This is a genomic window from Vibrio artabrorum (genome assembly GCF_024347295.1).
Lineage (GTDB): Bacteria > Pseudomonadota > Gammaproteobacteria > Enterobacterales > Vibrionaceae > Vibrio > Vibrio artabrorum.
This window is the reverse complement of the sequence record NZ_AP025458.1, coordinates 90884-107995: the sequence shown is the minus strand read 5'-3', so window position 1 is coordinate 107995 and position 17112 is coordinate 90884. Positions and strand designations below refer to the sequence as shown.

The window sequence follows — 17112 nt, the reverse complement described above, 5'->3', positions numbered from 1 at the left end:
AAAGTGATATTTTTGTAGCAAGCCCCTCTTTTGAGGGGCTTTTTTATTGCTGCTTGCCCCTTTTTGTTCCACTCTGTTTTAAGACTAGTGAAATTTAAGGTTTTCAGGGAATGAAAAAGGTATTCATGGTATTCGGCATAATGTTGGCTATCGCCGTTGCAGCTCTTGCAGCGTTGCTATTAAGCCTGCAGACCCAATACCGTGCGGATGTGGCTAATTTTTTTATCAAACATGCGATGGAACAACCTCTGCTCATTGAAGACGTTGAGTATCAGGCGCCTTATCATGTCACCTTAATGGGCATGACCCTGCCTCAAGTCCAACCGGAAAAGCAGCGCCCCCTGTACATCGACAAGGTCGATATCTGGCTCAATCCTCACTCTATCATTGAAGCCAAATGGGTGTTCGATTCTGTGCTTATCAATGGCCTACAACTGGATGCCAGTGGATTAAAGGCACTTGCCTCCTTACTTATAAAGCAAGACATCCAACTCCAGCAACTCGCGATAAACAACCTCGATTTTTCAACACCCAACTTTCATGCACGAGGTATCGACCTGCAAGTCTCCGACCCTATCTGGAACAACAACGCATTGTTGCCCTATGGTAAAATCCAACTCTCAACCACGCAGTTGTATTGGCAAGGCGAAGCCTTCGATAACCTATTGATCGACCTAGACCTAAAGCCGAGTGACAGCACCCTTTATGGCGCTTCATTCGACTGGCGTGGTGCTAAGGTTTCAGGGCAAGCCGAGCAATATTTACACAGTTGGTCATTGGTTAACGTGACCATTGATGGCTTGCGACTCAATCAAAAACAGACCCAAAGCCTATTGAACAAAGAGTGGGAGGTAGCAGGTATTCAGATAAACCACATCAACAGCTTAGATATTATCCATAGCGACATAGAGTGGAAAAATGGGCACTTATCGGCCTTTGATGCCTCACTAGAAAACATCTCACTGCCTTTTGAACACTGGAAACAACAGAAAGCGATTTTCTCTCTGCAAGCTGAAGGTATCGCCTTAGACGATACTCAACTCATTGAACCAAGCGTTAAACTGAATCTAGAGTCCAACCAGATTCTAATTGAAGATTTCTATACTCAATACCTACAGGGCACGGTTCAGTTAAACGGCAAGATCACCCCGAGTACCATTGATTTAGCACAACTTGATATTCAAGGCATCAAGTGGATACATGAAAGCCAAGACAACCATCGTTCAACCTCTCGTCTACAGCCCTGGTTGACACAACTCCAGGACGTCAAAATTGACCGATTAAACATTGAACGCAGTCAACTTATCCAGCTCGCCAAGAAGCCTTATTGGCAGGTATCAGGGTTACATGTCGAAGGGTATCAGGTTCAACTGCTGCAAGAGAGAAAGTTAGGACTGTGGCAAGGCAAACTGATGATGAGCGCCAATGATGCAAGCTATCAAAATGTTCTCAGCGTTCAACCTGTCATTGAAATGAACAGTGACCAAGGAAAATGGACGTTAACACGCCTGTTTATGCCATTAAAGCACGGTTATATAGAAGCAGAGGCCACACTCGACTTCAATCACATCAGTAAACCATGGCGTATAGACATGTCGGTTGATGGATTACCGATAGCCCCCTTATTGCAACCGCTTAAATTACCACTCGATGCAACCGGTTATGGCGAATTCGAGCTTCAAGCTACCGGTTTATATGGCGATTCGTTGATGCTCGGTTACTCGACCACAGGTCAACTCACAGGCAGCGTTCGCCAAGGTGTCATGACCTTCAACGATACGCTTTCTGATACCTCAACCAATAACGCGTTTGAAGTCCCGAAGCTGACTGCGAGCTTTGACCGTGGGCGCTTCACGCTTGAACCGATGCACATTATTGGTGCGTCGGCAAAAGAGAAAGGTTCACAAAGAGTTCAAACACTCAAAGGTGAGGTTTCTGGAACCCTCGATTTACTCAACACCGAGCAACACAGCCTCTCTATTACTCTATCCGACCCATGCCATAAAATCTCAGGAAAACTCACTCAAGCGGAATATTCAGAGAGACATGACTGCCAAACAAAAAACGCTACGCCTCAGGAGTAGCGCTTTCCGTCAATATCGGCAGCATTAGCAATATGACCTATTTACTCACATTAGTATCTGTCGAGATGACCTTTTTGTAGTCTGGGATCAGCATATAGGTACCGGTAAATTCTACCGCTTCAACATCACCACTATGAATGGTCACGTGAATGATAATACGTGCCTTTCTGCCTGACGCGAGGCGATCCAAATCGCCACTGATCCCATCCAATGAAGTAGAGGCAACCGGGTTTTGCTCTACCGGGTGACGATAACGAATATTACTGTCCGCCAGCACGATATCACCGGTCAATCCACGCTCTTTCATCAATAACCAAGTCATCCCCCAACCGGTTAAGGTTGCCAAGGTAAAGGCGGAGCCTGCAAACATCGTATTGTGAGGATTAAGGTTAGGGTTGAGCTGCGCGCCACACTCAAACTGGTAACCCGTGTATTGGTTAATCTTAATGCCCATTTTGTCACTGATCGGGATCTGATGTTCCCAGCGTTGCTGAAGCTCATTACACCACTCAGGCTTGCGCAATACATCAGCCATGGGGTCGAGATGTTTAACCATCTGCTGATGACGAACAGGGCCCCGCTGGTCGTTGATCTCACCGCGACGTTCAAATTCATTCTTCTCATAGAATGAAATCGCGTCTTCCCGAGCATTACATACCAAACGTTTCGCACCCTCTTGGCGCGCCAATGACTCTAACGCCACTAAAATCAAAGAACCCATGCCTTTGCTGCGGCGAGAGTTCTTCACTGCCATATAGCGGATCTGACCTTCTAAGTCTGGCGTGATATAGAGACGACCAATCGCCATCGGACGACCTCGACCATCCACAATCATGCGATGATGACTCATGGCATCATATTCATCACGCTCTGAACCTACCGGCATACGCCATGGCTCACGCAGCATCTGCCAACGAAAATGGTAATACTTATTCAGTTGATTTTCGGTGGTCGGTGTTATGAGTTTAAACATGCTTATTCCTTTAAGCCTAAACCTGCAGCCAGAATGTCACTGGGCCATCATTAACCAAAGACACTTTCATGTCGGCTGCGAATCGGCCACGTTCCGTTGGTAACACAGATTCGCATTGGTCAGAGAAATAGTTGTAAAGACGCTCAGCATCTTCTGGATGAGCACCACGAGAAAACCCAGCTCGGGTGCCTTTTTTGGTATCGGCTGGCAGAGTAAACTGAGACACCACCAATACCTTCCCTTCTACCTGTTTCACGTTGAGATTCATTTTATCGTCCTCATCGCTAAAGACTCGATAAGTGGTCACTCGTTCCATCAAACGCTTGGCTTTGGCTTCATCGTCACCTTTTTCTACGCCTAACAGAACTAATAAGCCTTGTTCAATCTCACCCACTACTTGGCCATCAACACGTACGGCGGCTTCACTTACTCTTTGAATCAGGGCTATCACTGTTGTTTCCTTGTTCTGTTATTTTATCGTTATCGGTTGAGTGTATCATTTCTTGTGAACCACTCCACTGTTCGTGCTCTCCAAGCGCGGCTGTCACTTCGGCACCCACTAACACGATTAACCAGCATAAATACACCCAAACAAAAAGAATCGGAATCGCTGCCAACGCACCGTAAATCAATTGGTAAGATGGAAATTGAGTAATGTAGGCGGCAAAGCCTTTCTTACTCAATTCAAACAGCAGAGCTGCAACCAAAGAACCGGCAACAGCATGAGAAAAGTGTACCTTCTTGTTGGGAACCAACAAATACAAACCAAAAAACGCAAAGAAAGAGAGAATCAGAGGCAGTTTGCGAATAACGGTATTGAATGCACTCGATACCACTTCACTCTGTAGTAAGTTCAACGACGTCACGTAAGAGGTCGCCGCAATACTGGCACCGACTAAAATCGGCCCGAGAGTAAGCACCATCCAGTACATTGAGAAAGACAACACAGGACGCCGTTTTTTCTTTACTCGCCAAATGTAGTTTAGATTCTTATCAATATTAGAGATCAACATCAGTGCTGCTACAAACAGAAATACACTACCGACCGCTGTCATTTTCCCGGTATTAGCAACAAACTCTAACAACGCACCATGTACGGCATCCCCTGATGCAGGAACAAAGTTGGTTATGATAAAGTTTTGAATCACCAGACCAACATCAGCAAAGATTGAGAACGACGATAAGATCGAGAGCAAAACCGTTAACATCGGCACAATAGAGAGCAGAGTAATGTACGCCAAGTAACCCGCATTCACGTTGACCCTATCATGAGCCATCCGTGTGAGAAGATAGCGGGCAAACAGGATACTGCCCGTGACGACTTTTTTTATCTTCAACTTGTAACTCCCTAGTAACTCGTTCATAGTCCTAATTCATTGATCGCTACTTAACTATAGCAAGCTAGAATGCCTTATTTAGCGATTATAGTCCCCTCTATTTTTAATCTTACTGGATGCTCGTCAGCTTAATTATTTAGCCATGGTCATATAGGGAGCCATAAGCATAAGATGATGTGTCGATCAAGTAAGCGGTAGTAGAGGGTCGAATGAATATCGAGCCGAACCAAGACAACTTAAGTACCCACTCATTATGAAACCTATCATTATTACTGGTGGCCCCGGAGCCGGAAAGACAACACTCATTGACGCCTTGGGTGATATCGGTTTTCCAATCTTCGCAGAATCTTCTCGCCAATTAATCGAACAGCAGAGCCAACTTGAGAACGGTATCTTACCTTGGTTAGACCTTCCAGGCTTTGCTCGCCTATGTTTAACCGTCATGAGCGAACAAAAAGACCAAGCCAATCAGCATCCAATTGCCCTTCTCGATCGCGCTATCCCCGATATCTGTGGGTATTTGTCTCAGGCTCGCCTTGAGATTGACGAAGCCTACCGGGAAGCGAGCCAAGGCTATCACCGACAAGTCTTGTTCTGTCGTCCTGAAGCTTCAATCTATGTGCAAGATGATGTGAGACCTTATCCGTTTGAGGAGGCGCTAGAGATTCACCACGCGTTAGTAACCGTCTACCAAGAGCTGGGGTATGAGACAGTCGAAGTACCTTTTATGTCGGTGAAAGAGCGAGTTCAATTCGTTGAGCAGTACTTAGGTATCAAAAGCTAGATCCCCAACTCGGTCGTTCCTCCCTCTTGAGGATGACGAATACTTGAATGCTCTTCGTATCTCGCATCACGTTTACCCGTATCTATTCCAATAGCACATAAAACAAAAGCCCCGAGCAGCTAGGCTACTCGGGGCTTTCTTACTTATTCTAAAACGTATTACTTATGGCTAGAAGCGAGTCAGCGGGCAATTAAGCCTTAGCTGGACGTGCTGCACGCTTACGTTCGTTTTCAGTAAGAAGCTTCTTACGGATACGAATGCTTACTGGCGTTACTTCTACTAGTTCGTCTTCGTCGATGAACTCAAGAGCTTGCTCTAGAGTGTGACGGATAGGTGGCGAAAGAACCTGTGCTTCATCAGTACCAGATGCACGAACGTTCGTTAGCTGCTTACCTTTCAGACAGTTTACTGTTAGGTCGTTTGAACGGTTATGAATACCGATGATTTGACCTTCGTATACTTCGTCTGCGTGCTCAGCAAATAGACGACCACGTTCTTGTAGGTTGAATAGTGCGTAAGTCAGAGCTTTACCAGTTGCGTTCGAGATTAGAACACCGTTGTTACGTTGACCGATTACGCCGCCTTTGTGAGGACCGTAGTGATCAAATGAGTGGTAAAGAAGACCAGAACCAGACGTTAGAGTTAGGAACTCAGTTTGGAAACCGATAAGACCACGAGAAGGCATCATGAAGTCCATGCGAACACGGCCTTTGCCATCTGGAGACATATCAGTTAGCTCACCTTTACGTAGACCGATGTTTTCCATGATGCCACCTTGGTGCTCTTCAAGCACGTCGATAGTCACCGTTTCAAACGGTTCAGTTAGGTTGCCATCTTCGTCTTTCTTGATGATAACTTCTGGACGAGATACAGCTAGCTCGAAACCTTCACGACGCATGTTTTCGATCAGGATAGATAGGTGAAGTTCACCACGACCTGAAACACGGAAACGATCTGGGTTATCAGTTTCTTCAACACGTAGTGCAACGTTGTGTACTAGTTCTTTCTCTAGACGCTCAAGGATGTTACGTGAAGTAACGAACTTACCTTCTTTACCCGCGAACGGAGAAGTGTTTACTTGGAACGTCATTGTTACTGTCGGTTCATCAACAGAAAGCGGAGTCATTGCTTCAACATTGTTTACGTCACAGATAGTGTCTGAAATTTTCAGCTCACCAAGACCGGTAATTGCAATGATGTCGCCAGCGTTAGCTTGCTCAACTTCGTGACGGTCAAGACCTAGGTAACCAAGAACTGTACCTACTTTACCGTTACGTTTTTTGCCTTCAGCATTGACGATAGTGACTTGTTGGTTTGGCTTAACCGAACCACGAGTAACACGAGCAACACCGATAACACCGACGTAAGAGCTGTAATCAAGTTGCGAAATTTGCATTTGTAGTGGACCGTCAAGGTCAACAGCCGGTGCTTCTACGGTATCAACAACAGCTTGGAACAATGGTTCCATGTTCTCGCCCGTTTCGCCTTCAGTCATTGTTGCCCAACCGTTTAGAGCTGAAGCGTAAACAACGGTGAAGTCTAGTTGCTCATCAGTCGCACCTAGGTTATCGAAAAGGTCGAATACTTGGTCCATAACCCAATCAGGACGAGCACCTGGGCGGTCAATCTTGTTGATTACAACGATTGGCTTAAGACCGTGTGCGAATGCTTTTTGCGTTACGAAACGAGTTTGAGGCATTGGGCCATCAACTGCGTCAACGATAAGCAGAACAGAGTCAACCATAGACATGATACGCTCAACTTCACCACCGAAGTCCGCGTGTCCCGGAGTATCTACGATGTTGATGCGGTAATCATTCCAGTTGATTGCTGTGTTCTTAGCAAGAATGGTAATGCCACGCTCTTTTTCGATGTCATTCGAATCCATGACACGCTCTTCAGCTTCACCACGAGACTCAAGAGTGCCTGACTGTTGTAGTAGTTTATCAACCAAAGTCGTTTTACCGTGGTCAACGTGCGCGATGATCGCGATATTTCTTAACTTATCAATCTGTGGAGTAGACATGGATTCTCGATTCACTCATAAAAGTAGCCGTCACTTATCTCAAAAGTTTGGATAATAACCGCTAGCTTGATTTAAAAAACGGTCAATAATATACCAGATTCTAGACAAAAACCCAGAAATATGTGATCTGAACCAAAGCTTTTTTCTTTGACTAGCAATGCCTATCCGCTTAACTTTGATTAGGCACCGTGTTGAGCAGACAAATTCGTCGGACTCTAAAATCAGACTTTTAAAACAGCATCCCCCGCGAGTAACGAAGCAAAACTCCCGCAAAATGACAAAAGTGGATTGACAACTTAGGCAATTCATTGCTGAATGGTGTTCGCTTATGTCTCACATTGGTGCACAGACAAGCGCCTGCACCAACAAGGTGCAGTCAGAGATCATTTTGGTGCAAAAACCAGATTAGGTCCAATCAAAAAATAAGTAAATCATTGAAGTTAATGGAATAATTTTTTTGGCACGTTTTTGGCTATAGGTAAATCAGCATCGATTAATGCACTTATAGACATTAATCAATGCTAGTTTCAACCGAATCGAGCTAATACAAAATTAATAACACTGGAGGTTATCCAAGATGTCAGTAGAAAATGTACTATCCCTGATCCAAGAGAACGAAGTTAAATTTATCGACTTACGTTTTACTGATACAAAAGGTAAAGAGCAGCATATCTCTATTCCTTCTCACCAAGTTGATGCAGACTTCTTCGAAGAAGGCAAAATGTTTGACGGCTCTTCAGTAGCTGGTTGGAAAGGCATTAACGAATCTGACATGGTAATGATGCCAGACGCAGCATCTGCTGTACTGGACCCATTCACAGAAGACGCAACGCTAAACATCCGTTGTGACATCCTTGAGCCTGCAACAATGCAAGGCTACGACCGTGACCCTCGCTCAATCGCTAAGCGTTCTGAAGAATACCTACGCTCTACGGGTATCGCTGACACAGTTTTAGTCGGTCCTGAGCCAGAATTCTTCCTATTTGATGATGTTAAATTCTCAAATGACATGTCTGGTGCTTTCTTCAAGATTGATGACGTAGAAGCCGCTTGGAATACAGGTTCTAACATCGAAGGCGGTAACAAAGGTCACCGTCCTGGCGTTAAAGGCGGTTACTTCCCAGTCGCTCCTGTCGATTCATCTCAAGACATCCGCAGCGCAATGTGTCTAGTAATGGAAGAAATGGGCCTAGTTGTTGAAGCTCACCACCACGAAGTAGCAACTGCGGGTCAAAACGAAATCGCAACTCGCTTCAACACGCTAACAACAAAAGCGGATGAGACTCAAATCTACAAGTACGTTGTACACAACGTTGCTCACGCATTTGGTAAAACAGCGACATTCATGCCTAAGCCACTCGTTGGTGATAACGGTTCTGGTATGCACGTTCACCAATCTCTAGCAAAAGACGGCGTTAACCTGTTTGCTGGTGACAAGTACGGCGGCCTATCTGAACTGGCACTTTACTACATCGGTGGTGTAATCAAGCACGCTCGTGCAATCAACGCGTTTGCTAACCCATCAACGAACTCGTACAAGCGTCTTGTACCTGGTTTCGAAGCACCGGTAATGCTGGCTTACTCAGCACGTAACCGTTCTGCTTCTATCCGTATCCCAGTAGTACCAAGCCCGAAAGCACGTCGTATCGAGCTACGTTTTGGTGACCCAGCAGCTAACCCATACCTATGCTACTCAGCAATGCTGATGGCTGGCCTTGACGGTATCAAGAACAAGATTCACCCAGGCGAAGCGATGGATAAAGATCTATACGACCTTCCTGCAGAAGAAGCAGCTGAAATCCCAACCGTTGCAGAATCTCTACAAGAAGCGCTAGCAGCGCTTAACGAAGACCGTGAGTTCCTAACAGCTGGCGGCGTATTCTCTGACGATTTCATCGATTCTTACATCACTCTGAAATCTGACGACGTACAACGTGTGAACATGGCGACACACCCACTTGAGTTTGAACTGTACTACTCAGTTTAATCTTCAGTCGAGATAAGCCAGTTCTTACTGCAACCTTGTAAGAATCGCTGACTAAATATTAGGCTCGCCTCGCAGGCGGGCCTTTTTTATATTCTTCCAACCTTCACTTCCTCGTAACATACCTTAAACAAAAGCCCTCAAAGGCTATCGCGCTACACACAATAAAATCAATAAAAAAATCAACGCCAAACGTGGAATCACCTAACGGTGAAAAAGAGGCTAAAGATATGAAAAATATACTGTTCCTTATTGGGTTAACAGTCGCCCTTTCATGCTCTGCTCAAACGGTGTATACCTGGGTAGATCAAGATGGCGTGCTCCACTTCAGTGATAACCCTAGCGCTCAAGATGCCGAGGCTCTTCGCCTGCCAGATGTGCAAGCTTCAGCACCTGCTCCTAAATTTGAGGCCTCGACTCCGGTTGACGCCGCAGGTTCCTCTACAACTAAACTGCCAGCTAAAACCCAGCCAGAAAAAGAAGCCACAGAGCGTGAGGTTCCCACTCAATTAGCCCTCACCATGTTGACTCCCGTTCATGAACAAACCATTCGTAGCAACCGCGGCTTAATCCCGATTCAGGTAGAGCTCAACCGAAAACTTGGTATAGGTGAACTATTACAATTGATGTTTGATGGCCGTCGCTATGGCGCCCCACAGACCCTACCGTATTGGGAATTAAAAGGCATCGATCGAGGCACTCACACCATTGCAATTCAAGCTCATCGAAGCGGCAAGCTTATTGCATCTACTAGTCCAGTCACCGTGTATTTACATCGGGCGACGCTCAAGTAGGCCAATGTGTCAAAAGAGACTGAATGACTTCTACTTTTCATCTAACCGAAGCCGCTTTCAGTGACTCTAATGAATTATCTTTAGCTTCGAATGGATATGCGCCATACTTGAACTTAGCTTCGCACCAGTTTGGTGCAGTGAGAAAACCCCCGTTCAAGGACGAAATTGTGAATCGATCAGCCAAAAGTGACAGCATAGAGACAGAGCATCTTTCCAGCGCCATTCTCGATAATATGGTGACTTCGACGTTGATGCTCGATGAACAACTGTATGTCCGATACGCCAATCCGGCAGCTGAACAGCTCTTTTCACAGAGCGCACGACGCATCGTTGATCATCCACTAAGCCAACTTATCCAACACGCCTCATTGGATTTAGCGCTTCTAACGCAGCCTCTCCAAAGCGGCCAGAGCATTACCGACAGTGACGTGACCTTCGTTGTTGATCACCGCCCACTGATGCTTGAAGTTACGGTTAGCCCAATATCTTGGCAGCGAGAGACACTGCTATTGGTTGAGATGCGCAAGATAGATCAGCAAAGACGCCTCAGCCAAGAGCTCAACCAACACGCTCAGCAACAAGCGGCTAAGCTGTTGGTGCGCGGGTTAGCACATGAGATAAAAAATCCGCTCGGGGGCCTAAGAGGTGCAGCGCAGTTGCTTGGAAAAATGCTGCCCGATCAGTCTCTCAATGAGTATACCCAGATAATCATTGAACAAGCCGATCGTTTAAGAGCCTTAGTCGACCGCTTGCTTGGCCCACAAAAACCAGGAACCAAGTCAGAAGAGAACCTTCACCAAATACTTGAAAAAGTCAGGCAGCTTGTCGAGCTCGAATCGGAGTCTACACTCGTTATTGAACGAGATTACGATCCTAGCCTCCCCGTAATTTTGATGGATTCTGCACAGGTAGAGCAAGCCATGCTCAATATTGTGAGTAATGCCGCGCAGATTCTGAAAGCTCAAGATTCAGGAAAAATCACCATTCGCACCAGAACGGTGCATCAAGCTAACATTCATGGGCAGCGACATAAGCTCGCCGCGCGAATTGAGATCAGCGATAACGGCCCGGGCATCCCCGATGAATTAAAAGATACGCTGTTTTACCCAATGGTCAGCGGACGAGAAGGTGGCACTGGATTAGGGTTATCGATATCTCAAAACCTGATCGATCAACACAATGGAAAAATTGACGTTGAGAGTTGGCCCGGTAACACCACATTCACGATTTATTTACCAATATAACTGAAGCTACATTTCCTAATTGAAAAGCGAGCCTGATAAGCCAAAACGACGACCGAAAAATAAAAACAACAATGATGATCACCATAGATTTAGCTGCAAAGGAATAAAATTATGAGTAAGGGATACGTTTGGGTCGTCGATGACGACAGCTCTATTCGCTGGGTAGTAGAAAAAACACTTTCATCTGCGGATATCAAGTGCGAAACATTTGCGGACGCAGAGAGCGTGTTACTTGCTCTTGAGCGTGAAACCCCTGATGTACTGGTTTCTGACATTAGAATGCCCGGTATTGACGGAATTGAACTGCTTCACCAGGTTCATCAACGATCCCCCGAGCTACCCGTGATCATTATGACCGCGCACTCTGATCTCGATGCGGCAGTGAATGCTTATCAAAAAGGCGCCTTTGAATACCTACCAAAGCCATTCGATATCGATGAAACATTGACCTTGGTCGAGCGAGCGATTGCGCATAGTCATGAGCAGAAACGCGAACAAGCCAGCGAAGTCGCCGAAGACAGCAACGCCCCAGAAATTATTGGTGAAGCTCCAGCGATGCAGGAAGTGTTCCGAGCCATTGGCCGTTTGTCTCGCTCATCCATTTCCGTTCTCATTAACGGTGAATCAGGTACCGGTAAAGAGTTAGTGGCGCACGCTCTGCACCGTCATAGCCCAAGAGCGAAAAAGCCCTTCATTGCCCTTAATATGGCCGCGATTCCCAAAGACCTTATCGAATCTGAACTGTTTGGTCATGAAAAAGGCGCCTTTACTGGCGCTAACAGCGTTCGCCAAGGGCGCTTTGAGCAGGCCAATGGCGGCACGCTCTTTCTTGATGAAATAGGCGATATGCCACTCGATATTCAGACACGCCTTCTGCGTGTGCTTTCTGACGGTCAGTTTTATCGTGTCGGTGGTCATTCTGCGGTTAAGGTCGATGTTCGCATCGTCGCAGCAACCCACCAAGATCTCGAACGATTAGTCCAGGAAGGTGGCTTCCGTGAAGACCTTTTCCACCGACTCAATGTCATTCGAATTCATATTCCGGCACTGCGTGAACGTAAACAAGATATCGAAAAGCTGACTCATCACTTTCTCGCCTCTGCCGCTGAAGAACTCGGTGTGGAAATGAAAACACTGCATCCCGATACCATTCTAAAACTGAATCAACTAAATTGGCCAGGCAACGTGCGTCAGCTCGAGAATATCTGCCGCTGGCTGACCGTTATGGCCAGTGGCAGTGAAATACTGCCTTCGGATCTACCACCAGAGCTATTAGAAGAGAAAGTCGTGCCCGCTTCAGGTTCGGGAGAGACCTGGCAACAACAGCTTGCAAATTGGGCAAAATGTGAGCTTGATTCTGGAGAGAAAGAGCTGCTGACTTATGCTCTACCTGAGTTTGAACGCATACTGCTCGAGGCTGCGCTCGACTATACCAATGGACACAAACAAGATGCCGCTAAAGTTTTAGGATGGGGAAGAAATACCCTAACTCGCAAGCTTAAAGAACTGTACTAGACCTTATATGATTCTCAATGCATCTGATTTTTAAGAAAAAAAAGGTTCGCTTGACTAGCATAGTGTCGGTACAATTGCAGTACAGTATCTGGCCAAATTGTAACTAAAGATGTCTTTGAGAACACAAATCACACTGAGAACCGCCGTGGTTCTGCCCTTCGTGATGATTTTTCTAATCACTATGGGTGTAATGGTTTTCACTCAAAAACAGAGTTACAAAGAAATGGTGAGTGATATTGGCGCACGCCGGTTAATATCACTCACAAACAACGTAAATCAAAGCCTCTCTGAGTTTTTAGAAAAACCGTTTGAAGCCAATCTCTCGCTCAGCCAAAACATAGGCTACCATCACCTTTATCAAGCGGGAAACCTCAGCAAAGTCCAAGACTATATTCTTTATAAGTTCTCCAAGCACTTTCAGACTACTTCTCAAGTGGATGTGATTGGCTTTGGTTCAGAAGATGGTAACTACGTCGGTTTCCGTAAAGAAGCCAACAAAGGCTACACCTTGATGGTGCAAGACGAACGCACCAATGATCAGTTGGTCATTTACCGTGGCAGCAAAATTAGTGAAGACATTCGGTCGGTGATTTCAGATTACGATCCAAGAGTTCGTCCGTGGTACACCCCTGTTGTCGCAGAAAAAAAAGCATCATGGTCACCGATTTACGCCAATGCAGATGAACGTCAAGAGATCACCCTATCAGCGCTCGCTCCTGTCTATGACAACAACGAGTTTAAAGCCGTGATTGTCTGTGACATCAAGATCAATACCTTTAATGCATTCTTAAGAAACCTAAAAAGTAAAACTGATGCTTCTGTCTATATTATTGACCAACAACAACGTTTAATCGCACATTCTGGAGGCGGCAGTGTTGTCTCTTGGGGGACAGGTAGAACCAATAAAGGGCAACGTTTATTAGCGATAGAGAGTGCTAATCCAATAATACAAAAGAGCGCCAGCTACGTAGATAGAAACTCTTTACTTGAAAACATGGAAATACAACATTTCAACTTTACTCTGGATGGTGAACACTATTTCAATCAGATCACCCCTTATAAAGATAAATACGGTCTCACTTGGTTTATTGGGATGTCGATCCCTGAAAGCAACCTACTCGGTGAATTACCAGATAAGCAAAGAAATAGCTGGTTGCTTGGATTATTACTGAGTTGTATTGGGATCGTCGCAGGGTTAATTGCCTTTAATCGTATTATCCAGCCCATCACTTCCACAGCCGACGCAGCGAAACGCCTCGCTAAGGGAGATTGGGACGGCAACATGCCAAAGCCAAGCAATATCTACGAAACCAGTATGTTAGTCGAAGCTTTCAATGAGATGGCCAAAAACTTAAAAGCATCGTTCCAACAGTTACAATCTCAACTTACCTATGACTCGTTAACCACGCTATACAGTCGTGAAGGCTTTATTGATGCCGCAAAGAAAAAAGCCAAAATCGAAAAAGGTACCCTGTATTTAGTGGGTATTAATCGTTTTCGCGATATTAATGACAGCCTAGGCCACCAAAATGGCGACCAACTGCTGATCATCGCTGCGGCACGCTTGAGAGGAACACTACCTTCAGAGTACCTCTTGGCCCGCACTGGCGGTGATGAGTTCGCCATCTACGCACCGAACATCATCCAAGAGGCTGACGTGCAGATACTCGCCAACCGATTAGTTCAGACGTTTTCCTCTCCATTTGCTATGGAGTCTGAGAGTGTTGTCATCAAGATTTCTATTGGAGTGGTTAACGTCTCTAGCGACCAAGAGATCACATTATGTCTGCGAAATAGCAGCATTGCGTTAAGCAACGCAAAACAAGATAAAGCTAGCATCTGCATCTATGACCCAGAAATGAGAAAAGCCTCTAAGCACCGAACCAAAATGCTTGCTCGTATAAATAACGCTATCGAGCTGCAACAATTCGAACCCTTTTATCAGCCGATTATTGACCTTGAATCAGGCTCAACCATAGGGGCTGAAGCATTAGCTCGCTGGATAACAGACAAAGGGGTGATCTCACCGATCGAATTTATTTCTCTCGCGGAAGAGAGCGGGCTCATCTACGATATTGGTCAGCAGATTCTGCATAAGTCTTGTCGCGATACCGCAATCGCGATTGAGTCAGGAAAATGGAGTGAAGACTTCTCGATTCACGTTAATCTTTCCGTCGACCAACTCACAGAGAGCGGCTTCGTTGAGCTTGTCAAAAGCACATTGAATGAGACCAAGTTACCCGCTAAAAATCTCACATTGGAAATCACCGAGTCACGCATCATCGATAATGATCCAATGATCATCGACAACATGCTGGCTCTAAAATCGCTGGGGATCTCGATTGCAATTGATGATTTTGGCACCGGATATTCCTCGTTGGCTTATTTGCAGAAACTGCCATTTGATTGTCTTAAAATTGATCGCAGCTTTGTCAGCAAGCTGGATAAAGAGGGGATAGACCGCTCTATCGTTGCGGCAATCGCCAACATAACTAAGGGCTTTAAGGTCAATCTAGTTGCAGAAGGGGTTGAAACTCAACAGCAGGCTGAATTGCTAAAGCAGCTACAATGTCCACAAGCACAAGGCTTCTTATACGGTCGACCAGTTCCATTTGAACAATGGCCAGCCAATCTAACAAATATCCAAAAAAACACCTAAAAAGCACAGTCGAACTCAAGAAAATAATGGGATTCACTAAGCCCAGAAACAAAAATGCCAGCGGAATGCTGGCATTTTTATGTCTCGATTTTCGCTCAAACCATTAGATCACACGAGAGAATTGTTGCTGGCGCGCTTTGGCTCGTAGGTATTTATCAAAACACATACAGATATTACGAATCAACAAACGGCCACGCAAAGTCACGCGAATGGCTTTGTCATCGACTTCAACCAACTCATCGTTAATGAAGGTTTGCAGTAGTGCCAAATCCTCTTTGAAGTAATCATTAAAGCTCACCGAAAATTCAGACTCAATCATGGTTTTATCAAGCTTAAAGTTACAGATAAGCTGTTTAATCACTTCTCTACGTAATAGATCATCACCATCAAGAGAAACCCCTCTCCAAAGTGCATGTCGTAGGTCATTCACCTGAGCATAATACTTCTTCAACTCTTTTTGGTTTTGCGCGTAAGCATCCCCCACCATAGAGATAGCCGAAACACCGAAACCAATGAGGTCCGCTTCCCCTTGGGTGGTATAGCCTTGGAAGTTCCGATGCAGAATGCCTTCACGCTGTGCAACCGCTAGCTCATCTTCAGGTAGTGCGAAATGATCCATGCCGATGAACTGGTAGCCCGCACCGGTTAGCGTCTCAATAGTATCTTGTAAGATCGCCATCTTCTCTTTCGCTTCTGGCAGATCTTCATCTTTGATTTTGCGTTGAGCTGCAAACAACTGTGGCATATGTGCGTAGTTAAAGACCGATAAGCGACCCGGTTTCATTTCAAGTACTTGCTTCAATGTTTCAGCAAACAGTGCTTGAGTTTGTTTGGGCAATCCGTAGATCAAATCTAGGTTCGTCGAACGGAACCCTAGCTCTTTCGCACGTTGAACCATGGCAATAATAAACGCTTCATCTTGCTCACGGTTAACCAGCTTTTGTACTTCTTTATTGAAATCTTGAACACCAATGCTGAGACGGTTAAAGCCTTCGCTGCGCAAGTGGTCCAATACGTCTAACTCTATCTCGCGAGGGTCCACTTCAATACTGATTTCAGCATCAGCCGTAAAATTAAATTCATCACGCAGAATCATCATCAAGCGAGTAATTTGCGCTTTGGTTAAAAATGTCGGAGTACCACCACCAAAATGCAGCTGCGTCACCTCACGACCATTTAACAAAAAAGCTCGCTGACGAATTTCGTGCTCAATCACATCTAAGTATTCGTCCGCTTTATGCGAGTGACGAGTAATCACTTTGTTACAGCCACAGTAGTAACAAAGTTTATGACAGAACGGAATATGCACATAAAGAGAGAGTGGACGCTCAGGGTATTGCGCACACGCCATGTCGTAATCCGCGACGGTAAACGCTTCATGAAACTCCAACGCCGTTGGGTATGAGGTGTAGCGAGGTCCCGAATAGTTGTACTTATTTAAGATCTCTTGATCCCAAACGATTTGCTGATTCGTTGTTAATGGCTTGCTCGACATAGCGGTACTTCCAATTAAGATCCGCGAGAACCTAAGGTCTCTCAAATCATTTTACATACATTAAAATATAGACGGGTTATTTTGCCACACGACCGATTAGGCCGTTTCAAGACAAAATCTTTTTTTTCAGATAAAAGCTCAGAACTGCTAGCTTGATCACTAACAATGCACCGAAATAAAAAGGCGCAAAAGGTAAGAAGGCTCATTTAACCCTATC

At 45.4% G+C, this 17112-nt stretch carries 12 protein-coding genes; 7 read left to right on the top strand and 5 right to left on the bottom strand.

What is annotated here, in order from left to right; all coding sequences use genetic code 11:
- The first annotated feature begins 110 nt into the window (after nucleotides 1–110).
- Nucleotides 111–2084: an AsmA family protein gene (locus OCU36_RS00470; protein ID WP_261838565.1), complete on the top strand. Its 1974-nt coding sequence runs from the start codon at nucleotides 111–113 to the stop codon at nucleotides 2082–2084.
- Nucleotides 2085–2121: 37 nt separating this feature from the next.
- On the opposite strand, the gene OCU36_RS00465 is transcribed toward OCU36_RS00470, so the two are convergent.
- Genes OCU36_RS00465 through OCU36_RS00455 form a run of 3 tightly spaced genes read right to left on the bottom strand, consistent with a single transcriptional unit; the run spans nucleotide 2122 to nucleotide 4421 of the window.
- Nucleotides 2122–3057 (bottom strand): bifunctional GNAT family N-acetyltransferase/hotdog fold thioesterase, encoded by a 936-nt coding sequence (locus OCU36_RS00465; protein ID WP_261838564.1) that lies wholly within the window; start codon nucleotides 3055–3057, stop codon nucleotides 2122–2124.
- 16 nt (nucleotides 3058–3073) lie between these two features.
- Nucleotides 3074–3508: a D-aminoacyl-tRNA deacylase gene (dtd, locus tag OCU36_RS00460; protein ID WP_261838563.1), complete on the bottom strand. Its 435-nt coding sequence runs from the start codon at nucleotides 3506–3508 to the stop codon at nucleotides 3074–3076.
- Nucleotides 3480–4421 carry a virulence factor BrkB family protein gene (locus OCU36_RS00455; RefSeq protein ID WP_261838562.1) on the bottom strand — a complete coding sequence of 314 codons (942 nt, stop codon included), beginning with the start codon at nucleotides 4419–4421 and terminating at the stop codon, nucleotides 3480–3482. The genes dtd and OCU36_RS00455 overlap by 29 nt, the downstream gene beginning before the upstream one ends.
- 226 nt (nucleotides 4422–4647) lie before the next feature.
- Between OCU36_RS00455 and OCU36_RS00450 the strand changes: the two genes are divergently transcribed.
- Complete coding sequence (locus OCU36_RS00450) at nucleotides 4648–5178, top strand: AAA family ATPase (protein WP_261838561.1); 531 nt, start codon at nucleotides 4648–4650, stop codon at nucleotides 5176–5178.
- Nucleotides 5179–5368: 190 nt separating this feature from the next.
- On the opposite strand, the gene typA is transcribed toward OCU36_RS00450, so the two are convergent.
- Nucleotides 5369–7204, bottom strand: coding sequence for a translational GTPase TypA (typA, locus tag OCU36_RS00445; protein ID WP_261838560.1), 1836 nt, complete (start codon nucleotides 7202–7204; stop codon nucleotides 5369–5371).
- A 577-nt stretch (nucleotides 7205–7781) separates the two neighbouring features.
- Between typA and glnA the strand changes: the two genes are divergently transcribed.
- From glnA to OCU36_RS00420, 5 genes are all read left to right on the top strand, one after another.
- The gene (gene glnA, locus OCU36_RS00440) at nucleotides 7782–9191 is read left to right on the top strand and encodes a glutamate--ammonia ligase (RefSeq protein WP_261838559.1); all 1410 of its coding nucleotides are present in this window, start codon (nucleotides 7782–7784) and stop codon (nucleotides 9189–9191) included.
- 227 nt (nucleotides 9192–9418) lie between these two features.
- The gene (locus tag OCU36_RS00435) at nucleotides 9419–9982 is read left to right on the top strand and encodes a DUF4124 domain-containing protein (RefSeq protein WP_261839663.1); all 564 of its coding nucleotides are present in this window, start codon (nucleotides 9419–9421) and stop codon (nucleotides 9980–9982) included.
- A 167-nt stretch (nucleotides 9983–10149) separates the two neighbouring features.
- A complete protein-coding gene (glnL, locus tag OCU36_RS00430) occupies nucleotides 10150–11226 on the top strand; it encodes a nitrogen regulation protein NR(II) (RefSeq protein WP_261839662.1) in 1077 nt (358 codons plus the stop codon).
- A 111-nt stretch (nucleotides 11227–11337) separates the two neighbouring features.
- On the top strand, nucleotides 11338–12741 hold the full coding sequence (gene glnG / locus OCU36_RS00425; protein WP_261838558.1) for a nitrogen regulation protein NR(I): 1404 nt from the start codon (nucleotides 11338–11340) through the stop codon (nucleotides 12739–12741).
- Between the two features lie 109 nt (nucleotides 12742–12850).
- Nucleotides 12851–15400, top strand: coding sequence for a phosphodiesterase GepA (locus tag OCU36_RS00420; RefSeq protein WP_261838557.1), 2550 nt, complete (start codon nucleotides 12851–12853; stop codon nucleotides 15398–15400).
- A gap of 103 nt (nucleotides 15401–15503) precedes the next feature.
- Here the strand turns inward: OCU36_RS00420 and hemN are convergent, their stop codons facing one another.
- A complete protein-coding gene (hemN, locus tag OCU36_RS00415; RefSeq protein WP_261838556.1) occupies nucleotides 15504–16895 on the bottom strand; it encodes an oxygen-independent coproporphyrinogen III oxidase in 1392 nt (463 codons plus the stop codon).
- Between the last annotated feature and the right edge of the window lie 217 nt (nucleotides 16896–17112).